Raw genomic sequence first — 18,164 nt, forward strand, 5'->3', positions numbered from 1 at the left:
CGGCGGTGCCATGCGTGCCGCCGAGAACCAAAGTGTTCGTAGGACGATGCCGGTGCCGGCGGGTGCGAACAAGCCATCCGGACGAGCCCGAACGATCCCGGACGGCCGCATCCACGCCTTCCACAGCCGCCGTATCTCCGCATCAGCAATCGATGCAAGGGAAACCTACGACCTGGCCCCTGACCAAGCCCGGCGAGCCGGTCGACAAGGCGATCCTGAAAGCGCCCAGATCCCAGGTGGCGCCAACATCAGCATCGTGGCCCACCTCGACGCCGACGAGAACCCGCAGATCACGCCGTTCGTGAACGACGTCTCGAAGATCGACGCGGGCCAGGCACGCCTGATCGGCGCTGCCTAGGCTGACGGGCCGACCTTCGGGCGGCGACTTACTCGCCGGGCGAGGAGCCCGTTCGGGCGGACCGACAGGACCGGAGCCGGGCGCGCCGCGTGCCGGGCGAGGATCGCGTTCGCAGCGAGCAGGCCCGACGAGGCGGCGCGTTCCATCAGGGCGCACGGGAAGGGCATGCGAACCCAGTCTCCGGCGAGGTAGAGGCCGGCCGGGCCCGTCTGGACGGAGGGGCGGGTGGCGTCGCTTCCCAGGTCGAACGCGGGCGCGTCGTGCCCGACCCGGTGGTCGCTGTCGACGACCGAGAGGCGGCGCATTTCCGGCCAGATCGCGGTGAGTTCCGTGCGCATGCGATCGGCCAGGGTCGCGGCGTCGACGCGGGTCGGTGCCGCGTACGCGTGAAGTTCCAGCACGCTTCCGCCGGTGCGGGCCGCCCAGCGCGCCGATTCCTGTTCGGCCCGGTGGTAGAGCGTGACGGAGTCGAGTGTGGCTTCGCCGGAGACGCTGGTGAACGGGGCGCGGTCGGGTGCCACGTCGCCGTCCAGCCAAATCCGGGCGACCGCGTACGGTGCGGCGGTGCGCAGTGCGGCGACCCGCTCGGCGAACTGGGGACTGGTGCGCACGACGTCCGGTGACGCGGCGACGATCTCGCGCGCCGCCGCGGGGTCGACCGCCAGCACGACGTGCTCGGCCGCGATCCGCGAGCCGCCCGCGAGACAGACCTTCCAACCCGGCTCGAGGTGGTCGACCGGTGAATCCGTGCGCACGTCGGCGCCCAACGCGGTCAGGCGTGCCGCCAGTGGTGACCAGATCGCGCTTTCGTAGTCGTGGTCGGGAGCGTCCATATCCAGACCTTCGGGGTTGCGAAGGAAATAGAAGTGGAACTGCATGATCATCTCTGCTGCCGACATCTCGGCCTGATGGTTGAAGAAGGAATGGGCGAAGACGTCGAACAGCATCGCGCGAGCCCGTTCGGGCAAGCCGAGGTTGTCGAGGAACGTCGCCGCCGACATCGTGTCGAAACTGCGGTAGGTCTCCTCCCGGGCGAACGCGAGCAGGGGAAGAGCGGCTCTGCTGTCCATGTGACGCAGTTCGCGCCACCGCAGGCTCGGCGATCGGACGAGAAGGGACAAAAGGTTGACCGGCGGCATACCGAACAGGTCCGTGAAATCTTCTTCGGGCCACTGGCGTGAAACGACGGGATAGCGGCCGAGCGGTCGCAGGAATGCCAGGTCCGGGTCGACCTGCCGCAGGACGTTTCGCCAGTTGTAATACTGGCGGAAGAATCCGTGGAAACCATGCTCGACCACCTGCGCCGAGCCATCGCGAAGGCGTTTCGGCCACGTGGTGAGCCGGCCGCCCAGCCGGTGTCCGCGTTCGAGCAGGGTCACCGCCATGCCGCGTTCGGCCAGCGTCAGCGCGGCGGTGACACCGGCGATCCCACCACCGATGACGACCGCTGTCGCGCGTCGGTCGACGGAATATGCCAGGTTCGCGTGGGCGGCATCGAACCGATGGGGAGCATTTCCGGTGATCCGGCGTAGTAACGTCGACCGCTTTGCCATGCCGCTGACTCCCGGTGGCTAGTCCCGTGAATCGAGACTGCCACGCCACCGCCGAGCGTGCAGTGGCGGCGCGCGGTGGCCCTGCCGGCCGCGGCCTGCGGAGTGGGGTTGGTCGGCGGCTAGGGTGGTGGCGTGGCGCGGGCCGACGAAGCGGTGCGCCGGCTGTTGACGCAGGCCCCGCTGACCGGGCCCGACGACCTGCCGGCGGTGGTTGCCGGGGTCGCGCCGTTGGTCGACGCCCGCGACATCACCATCTTCCTGGCCGACTACGCGCAGGTCAGCCTGGTGCCGCTGAGCGAGCCGGGCCGTCCGATCGAGCCAGCGGCGATCGACTCCACCCTCGCCGGCCGCGCGTTCACCACGCTGGAAGCGCAGCGCGGACCGGGCCGACTCTGGGTACCGCTACTCGACGGTTGCGAACGCCTCGGTGTGGTCCAGTTCGAGAGCGACACCGAACTGGACGAGGGCCCGGCCCACGAGGTGACCGCGTGCGTGGCACAGCTGCTGAAGAACCGCCGGGCCTACGGTGACAAAATCGAACGGTTGCGCCGCCGAGAGCCGATGCAGGTGGCAGCCGAGATCGTCTGGGGCCTCCTGCCGTCGCTGACCTTCGCCGCGAATGACCTCGTGGTCACCGCCGTGCTCGAACCCTGCTACGACGTCGGCGGCGACGTGTTCGACTACGCGCTCAACGGCGACGTGCTCAGCATCGGCCTCTTCGACACCTGTGGCCACGGGATCAAGGCGAGCGCGCTCGCGTCGCTGGCCGTAGGCGCCTACCGGAACGCCCGTCGAACGGGACTCGACCTGGCCGCGACGGCCATCAGCGTCGACCGGTGGTTCAGCTCCGAACACCGCGGGTTGTTCACCACCGCGGTGCTGATCGAGCTCGACCGGCGTGACGGCAGGCTCCGCACCATCAACGCCGGCCATCCCGGCGTCCAGCTCGTGCGCGACGGCAAAGCGATCAAAGAGCTGCCCGGCCCGACCACGCTGCCGCTGGGTCTGGGATACCTCTCCGACGAACCGCCGCGGGTGCACGAAGAGACGTTGCATCCGGGCGACCGCCTGCTGCTCTACACCGACGGGGTCACCGAAGCGGTCAACAGCGCAGGCGAGCGGTTCGGACTGGAGCGCTTGCTCGATCTCGTGCAGCGGGCACTGAACGACGAGCTACCGACTCCGGAAACCATGCGGCGACTCGTACAGGCCGTCCTCGACCACCACGGTGAGGCACTCCAGGACGACGCGACCGCCGTGCTGCTCGAATGGCGCCCAGCCCACGATCCATGGGCCAAGCCGCGACCCGCGTAGGGCTCGACCACCCGCCTGGTTCTTGCTGTCGGGATCCACGGACCGTGGTCTAGCGTCGGTCTGGTGCAGGTATTCGTCAGCAGCCCGGACCGAGATGGCAAGGTCTGGCGGGTCGAGGTGGACAGCCGCCGGGTCCGCGCATTCCGCGTGATCGGTGGCGTGATGGTTGAGCCGCCTGTTCCGGCGGTCGTCGATGTCGGTTCGCTCACCGCCTGGCTCCTCGATCGTGGCCTGACCGAAGGCGACCTGATGCGCGTCGACCCCTGAATTTCGCGATCAAGACATCGCGACCGTCGACCGACCGATGGGGGGCTTGGCCGTTGGGCCGCCGAGGAGGGGTTCAGAGCCGGTCGAACGGTCCGGCGTACTGGAAACGGCCGGCCAGACCGTCGTACTGGCTGAGGGTTCGGACCTGGAAGTTCTCACCCCATGCGGAGACCGGCGCGGCTATCCCAACCGACTGCGCGGGAAGGAAGCCGAACCGGCGGTAGTAGGAAGGGTTGCCGAGCAACCCGACCAGGGGCTCGCCGAGCGCGTCAGCCGCGCCGAGAACAGCGTGCATCAGGGCGCTACCTACGCCGGCTCGCTGGCGGCGCGGGAGAACACTCAGCGGCCCTAGACCCAGGGCCGGCCGGGCGTCGACATAAGCCCGCGTCGCGACAACGTGGCCGACGACCCGGTCGTCCTCGATCGCGACCAACGACAATTCCGGGATCCAACCGGCATCGTCGCGCAGCCACGAAACGAGCGTCGCCTCGCCTGGATCACCACCTGGCTCCACCGGCGGTGCGCTGTGCGCGACCCCGCGGAACGCGGCCGCCGTGATCGCGTGGATCGCGTCAATATCGTCAGAGTGTTCACGTCGAACTATCACCACCGAACCATCGGGCCTTCTCTCCCCGTCGTCAATGGATTTGCCGGACCGGCGCGAACCCCCGGGCGGCCATGGGCGTCGCGCAGCGGTGAAGTAGTCGGGTCTGACGATTCGCGACCACAGCGGTTCCGATCGCGCTCAACCCCTCGGGGCCGCCGGCGGCCCGATGGCCTATCCCGACGACGGAAAATGGCGGTTCGACATCTACCTGTGGCCCAACTACGACCTACGGCGTTGAGGCGCGGTTACCCAGGCGCCACGCACCGGATGTTCTACTGTGGAGGAGGTATCCGCAGGAGGCGGGCGGCCCAGGCCAATGCGACCTGCAGCCGGCGGCGGCGTTGGTCGAACAGGGGCCGGTTGGCGGTGCGCGCGGGTGTGAGCCGAGGTTGCAGGCCGGCGATCAGCGCGGCATGACCCACCGCTGACGGCCCCTGGCCCGATTCCGGAGCCGGCCCGCCCTCCGCATGGCAGGCGACGAGCCACAGGTGACGGTCGAGCCAGGGGTCGCCGATCGCCGCCGAAGCCCAGTCGGCCAGGACCAGGCGGCCGTCGTGGTGCCAGAGGTTCGCCGCGCACACGTCGCGGTGGATCAGGCTGTCGCCTTCCGTATGCGCGTCGGCTGCGGCGGCCGCGAGTAGGTCCAGGTGGGTGGTCAACCAGTCCTCAGAGCACACGTCCATGCTGAGCAACCGCGTCGGATCGGCGGCGATCAGCGTCCACGGGTTGCCCGTCGATCCCACGCGCGGCACACCGGGCGGTGCCGATAGTTCGTGCACCTGGTGAAGTAGCCGCCCGGTGGCCTCGACGAGACGCGGGGTCCATTCGCGGACCCAACCGCCGGGTTCGAGGGCCTCCAGCACGAGCATCGGCTCCGGCTCACGAGAAGCGGCCAGCAGCCTTGGGAGGTACGGACGGTCGCCCAACGCTTCGTACACCGCAAGCTCCACCGCCACGCCCTCGCCGGTCTTCACGAAGACCGAACCTCCGGCAGCGCGGTCCGCGACGTGGCGGGCGGCCCGGCTGAAACCGTCCGCCACCGGACGCAGCCGGGTCACCTCATCCCCGAGCAGGTGACCGACCAGCTTCGCCAAGCGTCGATCACCCGCCGGCGGTTGGCCGCGCAGCCGGGAGAGCAGCAGGTTCACGACCGGCTCGTTGGCGCGCCGCACCGCGAGCCGGCTGTCCGGATCGGGCCGGCCGAGCGACTCCGTGATCAGGCGCCACATCAGCGCACGAACAAGGAGTTGGTCGACGTCGTCCTCGCCGGAAAGCTCGTCGAGGATGTCTGGCGGCGCACCCGACCACGCGAGCAGGTCAACCGCCGCGATTGCCAGCGCGTAGCCGGCCGGGCGCCAGCTCGGCGAGAAGTCGATCACCGCGGGCGGCTGCCCCGCCGCGAACAACACGTTGCCGGCCAGGTCGCCGTGGATGAGTTGGTTGGGCAGGCGCACCGGGCGGATGGCCGACCGCAACCCCGACACCAGGTCGGCCAGTTCCGGTGCCACCTCGACGGCAGCGCCGTCCCACACGGCCCGTTCGGCGACCGCCCACCGGTTGCGGCCGCGCCCGAGCCAGCCCGGCGCCGGGAGACCCACGAGTGCACTGTGGAAAGACCTGCCGGCCGCCACCAGTTCCGGCCACCGCGCGAGCGGGTCGGGCTCGCCGGACACCGCGGTCCACGCCGCCCAACCGTCGACAACCCAGTCGCCGTCACGCGCACGCACCGGACGCGGCACCCGGAAGCCTGGCCCGTGCAGGTCGACATAGGTGTCGGCCAGCCAGGACCCGACCACCCGGTGCTGGCCCGGCTTGAGGACCAGGCCGCCGGCCTGCCAACACGACCCCGTCCGCAACAGCGGACCGGACGGCACACCGAAAGCAGCGCGTACGCGTGCCGGCACATCGTCAGTCACCGCGTCACTCAACGCCGGCGCCGAGCCGGCGTCAACCGAAATCCCGACGGGCCCGCTCGTGGTGATCAGCGTGATCGGCCCATGCACGGACAGCCCACCGTGGCGGGGGCATCGGCGGGGACCTCCCTCGCCGCGGCCTCGACCTCTGACAGCATGCGCTTCCGCTCCTTGGGGGAGATATATCGGCCCCGTACCACCACCGCCCGGATCCGCTGGGTGTTGCGGATGTCGTCGAGCGGGTTGGCGTCCAGCAGCACCAGGTTGGCCAGGTTGCCGCGGCGGATCGTTCCCTCGTGGTGATGCCGGCCGAGGAACCGGGCCGGCTCGAGGGTCGCCGCTTGCAGTGCCTGCATGGGCGTCAGACCCGCCCGCACGAGCAGCACCAGCTCGTCGTGCAGGGCGAAACCCGGAAAGCAGCCCGGCGTGGCGCTGTCGGTGCCGGCCAGCATCGGCACCCCGGCCCGGCGCATCTCGTCGACCAGCCGCAGCTGGCGGTCGAAGAGCTCCCGGTGTTGGGCGACCTCGGTCGGACCGCGGCCGGCCGCGAACAACTCGTCCAGCGCCCACCACCACTCCTCGGCTGTGGAGGCCGGCAGGTATTTCAGCCGCTCGTCGGTCCGCGACACCTCGTCGGGCATGGCGATTGCCCGCATCGCGATGAGGGTCGGTACCACCCTGGACTTGTTGGCGACGAATTCACCGAAGACCGCGGCCGCCTTGGCGGGGTCGTAGCTGCGCGCCGCCAGCCAGTTCAACGGATGCATCTGGTTGAACCAGCTGTTGTAGTCGCCGGGCTCGATCCGGACCTCGGCGATCGCCCGGCGTATCTCCGCTTCCCGGCTGGAGGTCGAGTACCAGGTTCCCCACATGTGCTCGAGGCTGCGCTGCCCGGCCTTACTCGCCGCGGTGATCGGCACGTTGTCGGGGCAGTGTCCAACAAACGGGACCTGCTGGCGTCGAGCCTCGTCGACGACGGCGAAGTAGGCCGCGGGCGACAGTCGCGAGTAGACCTTGACGAAGTCCGCACCGTCCCGCACCACCCGGCGGACCGCCGCTCGCGCCTCGGCTTCGTTGGTCACCTCGATGTATGAGACGGCGTTCAGGCCGGCCCAGAGACCCGGAGCGCCGTCGATCAACGGGCTCGCGATGATCGAGCGTGGGCCCAGCAGGCTGCCGGCCTCGACCCGATCACGCCACTGGTGGAGATGGTCGGCTCCCGACATCTCACGCACCGTTGTGATCCCGTTCGCGAGGTACAGCGGTGGGACGATCGCCTCGTACACATCACTGTGGACGTGCATATCGCACAGACCCGGGATCAGGAACTTTCCCGTGCTGTCGACGACGGTCGCGCCATGCGGGACCGTTGTGTCGCGCCGCGCACCCATTTCGATGATGCGATCGCTCTCGACGACAACGGTCTGGTCCGGCCTTGACGGCCCACCGGTGGTGTCGATCACCGTGACCCCGACGAACGCGATCACGCTCCGTCTCGTCGCGTCCGCTGGCGTCGATCGCGTCAGTCCTATCACCGCGCCGGCGCCCGCGACCAACCCGGCCCGGAAGACATTCCTACGAGAGATGCTGTGCGGCACTGACTCCTCCTCTGGGTAGCTGCGGCGCCGCTCCATCGAGCAACCGGCTGCCGGCCTTGGTCATGCCGGTCATGCTCGTCGCGATCGGGCGCGACGTCGCCGGGCCTAGGCGGTCCGAACGTGGTGGGGTTAGGCCCACCACGCGGACGCAGCCTGCGCCCGTCGACCGCGTCAGGAGGGTTCCATAACGTCGGTGGTGACTCATGTCGTTCGAGTTCAGGAGGCGCTTGATGACCCGTCTACCACCACCGTGGCCGCCGACCAGGAACGCGCTCGAGGTGCACGCGCTGACCCGCACCTACGGCGAGGGCGCCGGCGCGGTGGCCGCGCTGGCGGGCGTCGACCTGGCCTTTCCGCGCGGCACGTTCACCGCCGTGATGGGTCCGTCGGGTTCGGGCAAGTCGACGCTCCTGACCCTCGCCGCCGCGCTCGAGCCGCCCACGTCGGGCCGGGTGCTGATCGACGGTGAGGACGTCACTGACTGGGACGAGGACGCCCGCACCCGGTTACGCCGGGAGCGGGTCGGGTTCGTCTTCCAGTCGTTCCAGCTGATGCCGTATCTGACAGCGGCCCAGAACGTCGAGTTGCCGGTGCGCCTCGCCGGCCGGCGTCCCAACCGCGCTCGCGTCGCCGACCTGCTGGAGCACGTCGGCCTCGCCGATCGGGCCGGCAACCTGCCGGCCGCGCTGTCAGGCGGCCAGCAGCAGCGGGTGGCGATCGCCCGGGCGCTGGTCACCGATCCGGCCGTGATCCTGGCCGACGAGCCGACGGGCGCACTCGACTCACGCACGGCCGGTTCGGTGCTCGCGCTCTTGCGGGCGTGTGTGGACTCGCTCGGCCAGACGGTCGTGATGGTCACCCACGACCCGGTCGCGGCCGGGTTCGCCGACACGGTGGTGTTCCTGGTCGACGGGCGCATGGCCGGCCGGATGGACCGACCCACCGCCGAGGCCGTGGCCGGCCAGATGGCCCGCCTCGACGAACTGGCGCCGTATGAGGGGGTGACGGTCTGATGGGCGGCTACACGGCGATGCTGGCGCTGCACTCGCTGCGGCACCGCCGGACCGCGTTCACGGCCACCTTCATGGCCGTGCTGCTCGGCACCGCGGTGATCGGCTCGTTCGCGACCCTGGTCGAGACGGCCACCGGCCCGATCTCCTCCGCCGACGCCGAGACGCTGGCGATCATGGGTGCGGTGGTCGGCGGATGGGGTGCGCTGATCGTGCTGTTCTCGGTGGCGTCGACGGTGGGCATCACCGTGACCCAGCGCGACGCCGAGATCGGGCTGCTGCGCACGATCGGCGCCACCGCCCGGCAGGCCCGACGGCTCGTGCGCGCCGAGACGCTCGCGGTGTGCCTGGCCGCCTCGATCGCCGGCGCGCTGGTTGCTTCCGTCACCGGACGCGCTCTGCTCGCGGCGGTCGGGTCGGCGGGTCTGATCGACCAGGCCGACTACGGTGGCGGAATGGTGTCGTTAGCGATCACAGTGGGCGGTGTGCTGCTCGTGTGCCTCGCCGCAGCCGGGGTCGCCGGCCGGCGCGCCACCCACGGCCCGGCGTCGGTCGCGCCCGGCGAGGACCGCGCTGGCGCCGGCCGGATGCGCTGGTGGCGGGTGGCCGCCGCGGTCGCCCTGATCGCCTACGGCGGGTCGCTGGCGATCGTCACCGTCACCGTGACGAAGAACGCCGAGGACCCGTACGACGCGATGCTGACCTCGGGTTCCAACTCGATCCTGGTCGGCGTCGGCCTCGCCCTGCTGGCGCCGGTCCTGCTGCGCTGGGGATCGCTGTCGCTGCGTCCGGTGCTCGGGCGGCGCCGGGCCGAGGCACACCTCGCGCGCTACAACACGTCGCGACGGGCGCACCTGCTGGCCGGCGTGCTCGGCCCGGTGATCGTGCTCACGTCGTCGGCGGTCGGCACACTGATGGCCGTCGGCACGGACGGGCGCACGCTGCCGGGCAGGGCGGCGGAAGATAGCGACACGATCACGCTCCTCAACAACGTCGTCGTCAGCATGCTCAGCCTGTTCGCCGCGATCATGGTGATCAACGCCTACGCCGCGGCGATCGCACACCGGCGTGCCGAGCTGCGCCGCCTGCGGCTGCTCGGGGCCACGCCCACCCAGGTCGAGCGATCCATCGTGGCCGAGGCGGCCGTTGTCGCCGCCGTCGGCGTGGCGCTGGGGCTGGTCGCGTCGCTGGCCACGATCGTCCCGTTCGGACTCGCCCGCGGCGAGGGGGTCGTGCCCGACGGGCAGCTCTGGCTGCCGCCTCTGCTGGTGGCCGGCGTCGTCTGCCTCACGCTCGGAGCGGCCCGCGGCGCGGTGCGCCGGACCGCCCGGCCCGAGCTGGCGCGGGCCGCGTGACGTCGGCAGCCGGCCGCCCGGTGGGGCTCCTCGCGCCGATCGGCAGTGTCCGGCCGGGGCCGGTCGACACGCGCGCGGTGGTCGACCGGCTCAGGCTGACGCTCCTGTCGGCCGGGTACGCGCTGGCCGCGGCGCCCGCGCTGGCCCTGGCGATCGTGCTCGTCCTGTCGGTGCCGCTCGGGCTGATCAGCGTCGGCTTTCCCCTCGCCCTCGCCGCCGTGCCGGCAGCCGCCGCACTCGTCGGTGCGCACCGGCGAGTCAGCGGTGCCCTGCTCGACGACGAAATCAAGACGACCTACGCCGACACGTCCGATCGCGGGCTGCTCGGGCGGCCCGTGGCCTGGCTGCGCGACCCCGCCCGCTGGCGCGACGTCGCCCTGGTGTGGTTCTCCGGTACGGGCGGACTCGCCATGTCGTTCCTGCCCCCGGTGTTGCTGGCCGCCCCCGTTCCGTACCTCGTCTGGATGCTCGTCGACCCCCACTGGCTCGGAGCCCTGCTGCTCGGCGCCAGCGGACTCGGCCTGCTCGTGTGGTGGACCATCACACCGCCGTTGGTGCGCGCCCGGGCGGTCATCGAGCGGGCCATCCTCGGCGGGTCGCGCCTGGCCGCGCTCCGGCGCCGGGTCGAGCAGGTCACCGAGTCGCGCAGCGAGACACTCGACCTGTCGGCAGCCGAGATCCGCCGCATCGAACGCGACCTGCACGATGGCGCGCAAGCCCGGATGGCGGCAGTCGGTATGACCGTCGGGCTGGCCGGCAAGCTCGTCAGGACCAATCCTGAGGCCGCCGAAACACTCCTCGACGAAGCCCGCCAGACCACCCTTGACGCGCTCGACGACCTGCGCTCGGTCGTGCGCAGCATCCACCCACCCGTGCTCGCCGACCGCGGCCTGGCCGGCGCGATCGAGGCGCTCGCCCTGCCCATCCCGCTGCCCGTCACCGTGTCGGTGACCGTCACCGAGCGGCTACCCGACCCCGTCGAGTCGGCCGCCTACTTCGCCGTCGCCGAATGCCTTGCCAACACCGTCAAGCACTCCGAAGCCACTCGCGCCTACGTGCGCGGCTCCTACGACGGCACTCGTCTGCGGCTCGCCGTCGGCGACGACGGCCGCGGCGGCGCCGACCCGACGGGCTCCGGCCTGGCGGGCGTGGCGTCGCGGCTGGCCGCGTTCGACGGCACGCTCACCATCGACAGCCCACCCGGCGGCCCCACCGTCGTGACGCTAGAGGTGCCATGCCCGAGATAGCCGAGTCCGGCGCGCTGCGGGCGATCGTGGCAGAAGACCAGGCACTCCTGCGAGTCGGCCTGACCCGCATTCTCGAGGCCGGCGGCATCGTCGTCATCGACGCCGTCGAGGACGCGGCCGCCCTGGCGACCGCGCTCACGCGCGACGACGTCGACGTGGCGATCGTCGACGTACGCCTGCCTCCCACGCACGCCACCGAAGGCCTCGAGGCGGCGATCGCGGCCCGCGCGGCCCGGCCCGGGCTCCCCGTCCTCGTGCTCAGTCAGTGGGTCGAACCGATCTACGCCCGCGACCTGCTCGCCTCCGGAGAGGGCGCCGTCGGGTACCTGCTCAAGGACCGCGTCGCCGACATCGACGCATTCGTCGCAGCCGTCCGCCAGGTGGCCGGCGGCGGCACCGTCCTCGATCCCGAAGTCGTCGCCGCCCTCGTCACCCGCCGCGTCCACCCGCTCGACCGCCTCACCCCGCGCGAGCGCGAGGTGCTCACCCTGATGGCCGAGGGCCGCTCCAACGCCGCGATCGCCGACCGCCTCGTGGTCACCGAGAAGTCCGTCGGCAAGCACATCAACAACATCCTCACGAAACTCGACCTCCCGCCCACCCCCGACGACAACCGCCGCGTCCTCGCCGTCCTCGCCTGGCTCAACGCCAGCTGACCGCTGCGACTCGGGATCAGCTGTCGCACTGCCAACAGCGGTCAGGCGGTTGGGTCGGGTGTGGCAGCCTCGTCCGCGCCCGGGCGGCGGCTGGTCAGCGAAGCCGACCAGGAGGCCAGCAGCCGCAGCGCGTCTTGCGACGGTGAACCGGGTCCGGCCGCGTAGATGGTGAGAGTGAGGCCGGGTTCGGCGGCCATTTCGAGGCCTTCGAAAGCGAGGGTGAGGTCGCCGACGATGTGGTGGCGGAACCTCTTGACACCGGTGCCGTGCTGGCGGACGTTGTGGGCTCCCCACCGGGTGCGGAACTCGGTGCTCCGGGTGGACAGCTCACCGACGAGGTCGTGCAGGTCCTTGTTTATGGGGTCGCGGCCGGCTTCGGTGCGCAGGATGGCGACGGTGATGTCGGCGGCCGAGTTCCAGTCGGCATAGAACCGCAGCGCGTTGTCGTCGAGGAACGTGAAGCGGGCGAGGTTGGGCGGCAGGGTCGGATCGGCGTACACCTGGTCGTAGAAGGCGCGCGCGAGGTGGTTGGTGGCGAGCAGGTCCATGCGGCCGTTGCGGACGAACGCGGGGCCCTCGGTGATGGCGTCCAACGTCCACTGCAGGCTGCGGTGCGGGATCCATTTCTTGCTCCCGCGCCTTCGGGGCCGGACGAGGGCGCTGGTCCCGTCCGCGGCGCGGGCGAGGTCGAACAGGTGCGCCCGCTCGGCGTCGTCGAGCCGCAGGGCGCGGGCGATGGCGTCGAGCACGCTCGCCGAGACGCCGGACAGGGCGCCGCGCTCGACTTTCGAGTAGTACTCGATGCTCACGCCGGCCAGTGCGGCGACCTCGGTGCGGCGCAGCCCGGGGACGCGGCGCCTGCCGCCGGCGGGCAGGCCGGCCTGCTCGGGAGTGATCTTGGCGCGCCGCGAGACGAGGAACTCGCGGACCTCGGTGCGGTTGTCCACGCGTCGACGGTACGTCGACCCGCAGGTCGGTGGGGTGTCCTGCCGGTACACCCTTCACCAGCAACTCCCTAAGCGCGTCATGAGGCGGTTGGCTTGGTGTCGATGTCTGATCGAAGGAGAGAGCCTCATGCGTGGCGCAGTCCTACACGCCCCCGGTGACATACGCGTCGAGGAGCGCGAGGATCCGCGGATCGGCGCACCCACCGACGCGATCATTCGCCTGTCGGCGACCTGCGTCTGCGGGTCTGACCTGTGGCCGTACCGCGGAATCGACAAGGTCGCCGAGCCGGCGCCGATGGGCCACGAGTACGTCGGCATCGTCGAAGAGGTCGGCAGCGCTGTTCGGAATGTGCGGAAGGGTCAGTTCGTGGTGGGCTCGTTCTTCGCCTCGGACAACACCTGCGATATCTGCCGGGCCGGCTACCAGAGCTCGTGTGTCCGGCGGGTGGGTGTCGGCGCGAACGGGGCGCAGGCCGAGTACCTGCGCGTTCCCTTGGCCGACGGCACCCTGGTCGCCACGCCCGACGTCCCGCCGGCGGACCTGATTCCCAGCTACCTGGCGGCGTCGGACGTCCTGGGCACCGGTTGGTTCGGTGCCGTCGCCGCGGAGGTCGGCCCGGGCAAGACCGTCGCGGTCGTCGGTGACGGCGCCGTCGGGCTGCTCGCGGTGCTCGCGGCGAGGCACCTCGGCGCCGAACGCGTCATCGCGATGAGTCGCCACGAGCCGCGCCAGAACCTGGCGCGAGAGTTCGGCGCCACCGACATCGTCACCGAGCGGGCCGACGACGGCGTGGCCCGGATCAAGGAGCTCACCGGTGGACTCGGCGCCGATTCGGTCATCGAGGCGGTCGGCACCCAGGAGTCGATGATGCAGGCGATCCGCGCGACCCGCCCCGGCGGGCACGTCGGCTACGTCGGCGTCGCCCACGACGTGCGGCTCCCTGGCGACGAGCTGTTCTTCTCCCATGTGCACCTGCACGGCGGTCCGGCGCCCGTGCGCCGCTTCCTCCCGGAGCTGATCGAGCTGATCGGCAGCCGGCGTATCGATCCGGGCAAGGTGTTCGACCTCAGCCTCCCGCTCGACCAGGCGGCGGAGGCCTACCGTGCGATGGACGAACGTCGCGCGATCAAGGTCCTGTTGCAACCAGAGGAGAGCGATAAATGATCACCCGCAGTGGTACGCGGCCCGCCGGCAAGGGGCCCGCGGAGAACTTCACCGGTGACGTGCGTGTGCAGCCGTTGTTCGATCCTGAGGACACCGCGCCCTACAGCGGCGCATACGTGACCTTCCAGCCCGGTGCCCGCTCCGCGTGGCACATCCACCCCGCCGGGCAACGCCTCCTTGTCACCGAGGGCGTCGGTCGCACCCAGCAGTGGGACGGGCCGGTGGAGGAGATCCGGGCCGGTGACGTCGTCTGGTGCCCGCCCGGCGTCAAACACTGGCACGGTGCCGCGCCGGCCTCAGCGATGACGCACGTCGCGCTCACCGGCGCTCGTGACGGCCAGGTTGTCGAATGGCTGGAGAAGGTGTCCGAAGAGCAGTACAGCGGCTAGACCCGCCGTGTGCTCCGGCCGTGACGGGCGCGGGGGAGTAGCCCGAAGGCATAGACTGACGCTAATATGAAACGTATGACGTATGTCGTTAGTCACGATCGGGCACGGCTGGACTCGAGCTACGCGAACCGAAGGCTGAGGCGCATCCTGGCCGCCGGGGTTCCGTTGCTGCTCGCTCTCGGTGCCGCCGGCTACGTGCTCTCGGACGCGACGCCGGCCCGGGCCGCCGCCACGGGCCCGTGTGACATCTACGCCTCGGGCGGCACTTCGTGTGTGGCTGCGCACAGCACCACGCGGGCGCTGTACGGCGCGTACAACGGCCCGCTCTATCAGGTCCGGCGTTCGTCGGACAACACCACCCGCGACATCGGTGTGCAGAGCGCGGGTGGCTACGCCAACGCCGCCACGCAGGACTCGTTCTGCGCGAACACGAGCTGCGTCATCACGGTCATCTATGATCAGTCCGGCCGGAACAACCGGCTCACCCAGGCGCCGCCCGGGTATTGGCCCGGGCCGGGTCCCGGCGGGGTCGACAACCTCGCCGACGCGAAGGCGGCACCGGTCACCATCGGTGGCCAGCAGGCCTACGGCGTCTACATCGCTCCCGGCACCGGCTACCGCAACAACAACACCAACGGTGTCGCGACCGGGGACCAGCCCGAGGGCATCTACGCCGTCGTCGACGGCACGCACTACAACCAGTGGTGCTGCTTCGACTACGGCAACGCGCAGACGGACGGCCAGGCCGACGCCCCCGCCATCATGGAGACCGTCTACTTCGGCGCCGACAAGCAGTGGGGCTACGGGGCCGGGGCCGGCCCATGGATAATGGCCGACCTGGAGTGGGGACTGTTCTCCGGCGTGAACGCGGGATACAACAACATCCCTTCCATCAACCAGCGCTTCGTGACCGCCATGGTCAAGGGTGAGCCGAACCACTGGGCGATCCGGGGCGGCAGCGCCCAGTCGGGGGGCCTGAGCACCTACTTCGACGGACGGCGCCCCAACGGCTACCACCCGATGAAGAAGGAAGGTGCCATCCTGCTCGGCATCGGCGGCGACAACAGCGTCTCCGGTCGCGGCACCTTCTTCGAGGGCGTGTTGACCTCCGGCTACCCGGCCGAAGCCACCGAGAACGCCGTGCAGGCCAACATCACCGCCGCCGGATACGCCCCGGCCGGCGGCGGCAACCCGCAGCAGAACGTCCAGATCGTCGGCGGGCAGTCCGGGCGCTGCGTCGACGTCCCCAACGGCAGCACCACCAGCGGCACCCAGGTGCAACTGTGGGACTGCCTCGGCAACACCGCCCAACGCTGGACCTACACCGCCGGCCGACAGCTTCAGATCTACGGCAACAAGTGCCTCGACGCCAGCGGCGCCGGCACCAGCAACGGCACCCCGGCGATCATCTGGGACTGCCACGGCGGCACCAACCAGCAGTGGAACGTCAACGCCAACGGCACCATCACCGGCGTGCAGTCCGGCCTCTGCCTGGATGCGAACGGCGCCGCGACCACCAACGGCACCAAACTCATCCTCTGGTCCTGCAACGGCCAGCAGAACCAGCGGTGGACGCTGCGTAGCTGATCACGCAGCGTCCACGGCCGGTCGTGCGCTCGCCGACCCGGTCACCTCGGGTCGCGGCGGCTCTTGGCATCGGCGAGGCGGCGGCGCAGGTCGTCGCGCACGTCCATGACGGCGGCGTGCAGGTCGTCCTCCGTCGACGTCGTGACGATCTTGTCCAGGCTGTGGGTCCAGCACTCCAGGGTGACCTTCTGGCCGGGGGCCTGACGGTCCTTGACCGAGATCTCCAGCTCGGTCGCGTCGGCGTCGAACGACGCGAGGCGGGCGTCCAGTGGGCCGAACTGCTCGGCGATCCAGGCCCGGTCACCCTGGGTGAAGCCAGCGCCCACACGCAGGCACTGCTCGACCGTGGCCGGGTTAGCGACGCCACTCATCTGACCTCCTCGAGTCCAACAGACGATCAATGATCGTGTACCCCGGGCCGCGCCGCGGCAAAACGTCCACCGGGTGACGCTCGGCGGGTCAACGGTTGGATCAGCAGGGCCAGCGCGATCTCCAAGACCACCAGGGCGATCAGCCCGGCCTGGAACCCGCCGGTGTAGTCGGCGGCGCGGTAGAAGACGATCCCGATCAGAGCCACTCCGAGCGCGTTGCCGGTCTGGTTCACGGTGGACAGGATGCCCGCGGCCGCGCCGGTGTGCTGGGGGGCCACCTTGGCCAGGACCGCGGTGGTCAGCGGCGCGAGCGCCATGCCCATCCCCACCCCGTCGACGGCCAGGCCCGGGAGCAGCCAGCCGATGCCGTGGCCGGCGGCGACCGCCATCGCGGCCAGGCCGGCGACCATGACGAGCGCCCCGATGGCGACCACCTGCGGGCCGAGGCGGGCGGCCAGCCGGTGCGCGATGATCGAGGTGAGCAGGTAACCCGCGCCGATGGCCATGAAGACCGCACCGGACTCCAGCGCCGACAGGCCCCGACCGAACTGTAGATAGAGCGCGAGGATCAAGAAGAACGACGCCTGGCCCATCCAGAACACCTGCACCGCGACCAGCCCGATGGAGAAGTCTCGCTGACGGAACAGGTCGAGGTCGACCAGCGGATGCCGCCGGCGCTTCTGGTGCACCGTGAACGCGGCGAACAGCGCCGCGGATCCGGCCAGGCTCAGCCAGGTCCACGACGGCCAGCCGAGCTCCTGCCCCTGGATCAGCGGCAGGACAAGTGCCACCAGGGCCGCGGTGACCAGGACCACGCCGGGCACGTCGAGCTTGCTGGCCGCCTGCCGGGACTCGGGCAGCGCACCCAGCCTGACCAGCGCGGCGACACCGATGGGCAGGTTGATCAGGAAGCACATCCGCCAATCCAGCCCGAACAGGTCGGCCTTGATCAACAGGCCACCGATCACCTGGCCGAACACCGCGCCGAGGCCGAGGGTCAGGCCGTACTGTGCGAACGCCTTGGCTTGGGCGGCCGGTGGCACCGCGGTCCGCAGGATGGCGAGGATCTGCGGCATCAGCAACGCCGCGGCCGCGCCCTGGAGGACCCGCGCCCCGACCAGGAACCCGGCGGAAGGCGCCAGCCCGCACAGCACCGACGCGGCGGTGAACAGGGCCAGGCCGGCGCCGAAGACGCGCCGCCGGCCGTAGCGGTCGCCGAGCCGCCCGCCGGTGATCAGGCCGGCGGCCAGGGCCAGCCCGAAGCCGGCGACCACCCATTGCAGGGCGGCCGGTCCGGCCCGCAGGTCACGCTGCAGGTCCGCCAGGGCGACGTTGACGATGAAGAAGTCGAGGGCGGTCATGAAACTGGCGGTGAGCAGCACCGGCAGCACCCCGCGCGGCGCCCTGTCGGGTCGCGCCGCCGCCGTGGTGGCCGGGGTGGCGAGCGCGGTGGTCATGCCGGAACCTTGTCCAGGAAGCCGTGCACCCGGGCGATGCGGTCGTCGGCGATCACGGCGACGTCGAACCCGACGACGACCGCCTCGCCGTCACGCGGCCCGAGCTCCCAGGTGAACCGGACGAGGTCGTGGTGCGCGTCGACCGGACCGACCAACCGGAACTCCAGGCCCGGGAATTGCGTCTGCACGGTCTGGATCAAACCGTCGATCTGGTCGCGGCCGGCCACGGCGGCAAGCGGGTCGGTGTACGCGGCGTCGGGGGCGAACACGTCCTCGACGAGCGCGCGGCGCGCGGCGGCGTCGGTGGCGTTCCAGGCGGTGATGTAGTTCTCGACGAGCTGCATGGCGGGTCTTCCTTCCCGGTGGTCTC

General features: G+C 70.7%; 17 protein-coding genes and 1 pseudogene. 10 read left to right on the forward strand and 8 right to left on the reverse strand.

Annotated features, from left to right (window positions below):
• The first annotated feature begins 46 nt into the window (after window positions 1–46).
• Complete coding sequence (locus tag AB0J74_RS18800; RefSeq protein WP_363449646.1) at window positions 47–358, forward strand: hypothetical protein; 312 nt, start codon at window positions 47–49, stop codon at window positions 356–358.
• Here the strand turns inward: AB0J74_RS18800 and AB0J74_RS18805 are convergent.
• Entirely contained in the window at window positions 355–1,911 is a 1,557-nt protein-coding gene (locus tag AB0J74_RS18805) for an FAD-dependent oxidoreductase (RefSeq protein ID WP_363449439.1), read from the reverse strand. The genes AB0J74_RS18800 and AB0J74_RS18805 overlap by 4 nt on opposite strands.
• Before the next feature lie 132 nt (window positions 1,912–2,043).
• Here AB0J74_RS18805 and AB0J74_RS18810 point away from each other — a divergent pair, with 132 nt between their 5' ends.
• Both AB0J74_RS18810 and AB0J74_RS18815 read left to right on the forward strand, forming a co-directional pair.
• Entirely contained in the window at window positions 2,044–3,225 is a 1,182-nt protein-coding gene (locus AB0J74_RS18810) for a PP2C family protein-serine/threonine phosphatase (RefSeq protein WP_363449442.1), read from the forward strand.
• Between the two features lie 63 nt (window positions 3,226–3,288).
• Window positions 3,289–3,492, forward strand: coding sequence for a hypothetical protein (locus tag AB0J74_RS18815; RefSeq protein WP_363449444.1), 204 nt, complete (start codon window positions 3,289–3,291; stop codon window positions 3,490–3,492).
• Between the two features lie 73 nt (window positions 3,493–3,565).
• On the opposite strand, the gene AB0J74_RS18820 is transcribed toward AB0J74_RS18815, so the two are convergent.
• The 3 genes from AB0J74_RS18820 to AB0J74_RS18830 all read right to left on the reverse strand — a co-directional run bounded on the left by AB0J74_RS18820 (window position 3,566) and on the right by AB0J74_RS18830 (window position 7,499).
• A complete protein-coding gene (locus AB0J74_RS18820; protein WP_363449446.1) occupies window positions 3,566–4,099 on the reverse strand; it encodes an N-acetyltransferase in 534 nt (177 codons plus the stop codon).
• A gap of 272 nt (window positions 4,100–4,371) precedes the next feature.
• Window positions 4,372–6,015 (reverse strand): hypothetical protein, encoded by a 1,644-nt coding sequence (locus AB0J74_RS18825; protein ID WP_363449448.1) that lies wholly within the window; start codon window positions 6,013–6,015, stop codon window positions 4,372–4,374.
• 65 nt (window positions 6,016–6,080) lie between these two features.
• Entirely contained in the window at window positions 6,081–7,499 is a 1,419-nt protein-coding gene (locus AB0J74_RS18830; RefSeq protein WP_363449450.1) for an amidohydrolase family protein, read from the reverse strand.
• Window positions 7,500–7,840: 341 nt separating this feature from the next.
• Here AB0J74_RS18830 and AB0J74_RS18835 point away from each other — a divergent pair, with 341 nt between their 5' ends.
• The 4 genes from AB0J74_RS18835 to AB0J74_RS18850 are packed head-to-tail and all read left to right on the forward strand — an operon-like array spanning window position 7,841 to window position 11,878.
• Window positions 7,841–8,623, forward strand: a complete 783-nt coding sequence (locus AB0J74_RS18835) for an ABC transporter ATP-binding protein (RefSeq protein ID WP_363449452.1) — start codon at window positions 7,841–7,843, stop codon at window positions 8,621–8,623.
• Window positions 8,623–9,975, forward strand: a complete 1,353-nt coding sequence (locus AB0J74_RS18840) for an ABC transporter permease (protein WP_363449454.1) — start codon at window positions 8,623–8,625, stop codon at window positions 9,973–9,975. Before AB0J74_RS18835 ends, AB0J74_RS18840 begins: the two co-directional genes overlap by 1 nt.
• Complete coding sequence (locus AB0J74_RS18845; RefSeq protein ID WP_363449457.1) at window positions 9,972–11,222, forward strand: sensor histidine kinase; 1,251 nt, start codon at window positions 9,972–9,974, stop codon at window positions 11,220–11,222. Before AB0J74_RS18840 ends, AB0J74_RS18845 begins: the two co-directional genes overlap by 4 nt.
• A gap of 14 nt (window positions 11,223–11,236) precedes the next feature.
• Window positions 11,237–11,878 carry a response regulator transcription factor gene (locus AB0J74_RS18850; protein WP_363449638.1) on the forward strand — a complete coding sequence of 214 codons (642 nt, stop codon included), beginning with the start codon at window positions 11,237–11,239 and terminating at the stop codon, window positions 11,876–11,878.
• A 41-nt stretch (window positions 11,879–11,919) separates the two neighbouring features.
• On the opposite strand, the gene AB0J74_RS18855 is transcribed toward AB0J74_RS18850, so the two are convergent.
• Window positions 11,920–12,825: a helix-turn-helix transcriptional regulator gene (locus AB0J74_RS18855; protein ID WP_363449459.1), complete on the reverse strand. Its 906-nt coding sequence runs from the start codon at window positions 12,823–12,825 to the stop codon at window positions 11,920–11,922.
• 127 nt (window positions 12,826–12,952) lie between these two features.
• Between AB0J74_RS18855 and AB0J74_RS18860 the strand changes: the two genes are divergently transcribed.
• The 3 genes from AB0J74_RS18860 (at window position 12,953) to AB0J74_RS18870 (ending at window position 15,966) form a co-directional block, all read left to right on the forward strand.
• Entirely contained in the window at window positions 12,953–13,990 is a 1,038-nt protein-coding gene (locus AB0J74_RS18860) for a zinc-dependent alcohol dehydrogenase family protein (RefSeq protein WP_363449461.1), read from the forward strand.
• A complete protein-coding gene (locus AB0J74_RS18865; RefSeq protein ID WP_363449462.1) occupies window positions 13,987–14,379 on the forward strand; it encodes a cupin domain-containing protein in 393 nt (130 codons plus the stop codon). Before AB0J74_RS18860 ends, AB0J74_RS18865 begins: the two co-directional genes overlap by 4 nt.
• 75 nt (window positions 14,380–14,454) lie before the next feature.
• A complete protein-coding gene (locus AB0J74_RS18870) occupies window positions 14,455–15,966 on the forward strand; it encodes an arabinofuranosidase catalytic domain-containing protein (protein ID WP_363449464.1) in 1,512 nt (503 codons plus the stop codon).
• Between the two features lie 44 nt (window positions 15,967–16,010).
• On the opposite strand, the pseudogene AB0J74_RS18875 reads toward AB0J74_RS18870, so the two are convergent.
• The 3 genes and pseudogenes from AB0J74_RS18875 to AB0J74_RS18885 form a co-directional block, all read right to left on the reverse strand.
• A pseudogene (locus AB0J74_RS18875) lies at window positions 16,011–16,337 on the reverse strand (HPF/RaiA family ribosome-associated protein); the annotation flags it as partial.
• Between the two features lie 26 nt (window positions 16,338–16,363).
• Window positions 16,364–17,794: a DHA2 family efflux MFS transporter permease subunit gene (locus tag AB0J74_RS18880; RefSeq protein ID WP_363449466.1), complete on the reverse strand. Its 1,431-nt coding sequence runs from the start codon at window positions 17,792–17,794 to the stop codon at window positions 16,364–16,366.
• Window positions 17,791–18,138 (reverse strand): nuclear transport factor 2 family protein, encoded by a 348-nt coding sequence (locus AB0J74_RS18885; RefSeq protein WP_363449468.1) that lies wholly within the window; start codon window positions 18,136–18,138, stop codon window positions 17,791–17,793. Before AB0J74_RS18885 ends, AB0J74_RS18880 begins: the two co-directional genes overlap by 4 nt.
• Window positions 18,139–18,164: the final 26 nt, after the last annotated feature.

The organism is Asanoa sp. NPDC049573 (genome assembly GCF_040676615.1).
Taxonomy (GTDB): Bacteria; Actinomycetota; Actinomycetes; order Mycobacteriales; family Micromonosporaceae; genus Asanoa.

Coding starts and splice junctions, on each gene's coding strand:
- AB0J74_RS18800 (WP_363449646.1), top strand. CDS start 47: ATGCCGGTGCCGGCGGGTGCGAACAAGCCATCCGGACGAGCCCGAACG.
- AB0J74_RS18885 (WP_363449468.1), bottom strand. CDS start 18,138: ATGCAGCTCGTCGAGAACTACATCACCGCCTGGAACGCCACCGACGCC.
- AB0J74_RS18835 (WP_363449452.1), top strand. CDS start 7,841: ATGACCCGTCTACCACCACCGTGGCCGCCGACCAGGAACGCGCTCGAG.
- AB0J74_RS18880 (WP_363449466.1), bottom strand. CDS start 17,794: ATGACCACCGCGCTCGCCACCCCGGCCACCACGGCGGCGGCGCGACCC.
- AB0J74_RS18870 (WP_363449464.1), top strand. CDS start 14,455: ATGACGTATGTCGTTAGTCACGATCGGGCACGGCTGGACTCGAGCTAC.
- AB0J74_RS18840 (WP_363449454.1), top strand. CDS start 8,623: ATGGGCGGCTACACGGCGATGCTGGCGCTGCACTCGCTGCGGCACCGC.
- AB0J74_RS18805 (WP_363449439.1), bottom strand. CDS start 1,911: ATGGCAAAGCGGTCGACGTTACTACGCCGGATCACCGGAAATGCTCCC.
- AB0J74_RS18865 (WP_363449462.1), top strand. CDS start 13,987: ATGATCACCCGCAGTGGTACGCGGCCCGCCGGCAAGGGGCCCGCGGAG.
- AB0J74_RS18860 (WP_363449461.1), top strand. CDS start 12,953: ATGCGTGGCGCAGTCCTACACGCCCCCGGTGACATACGCGTCGAGGAG.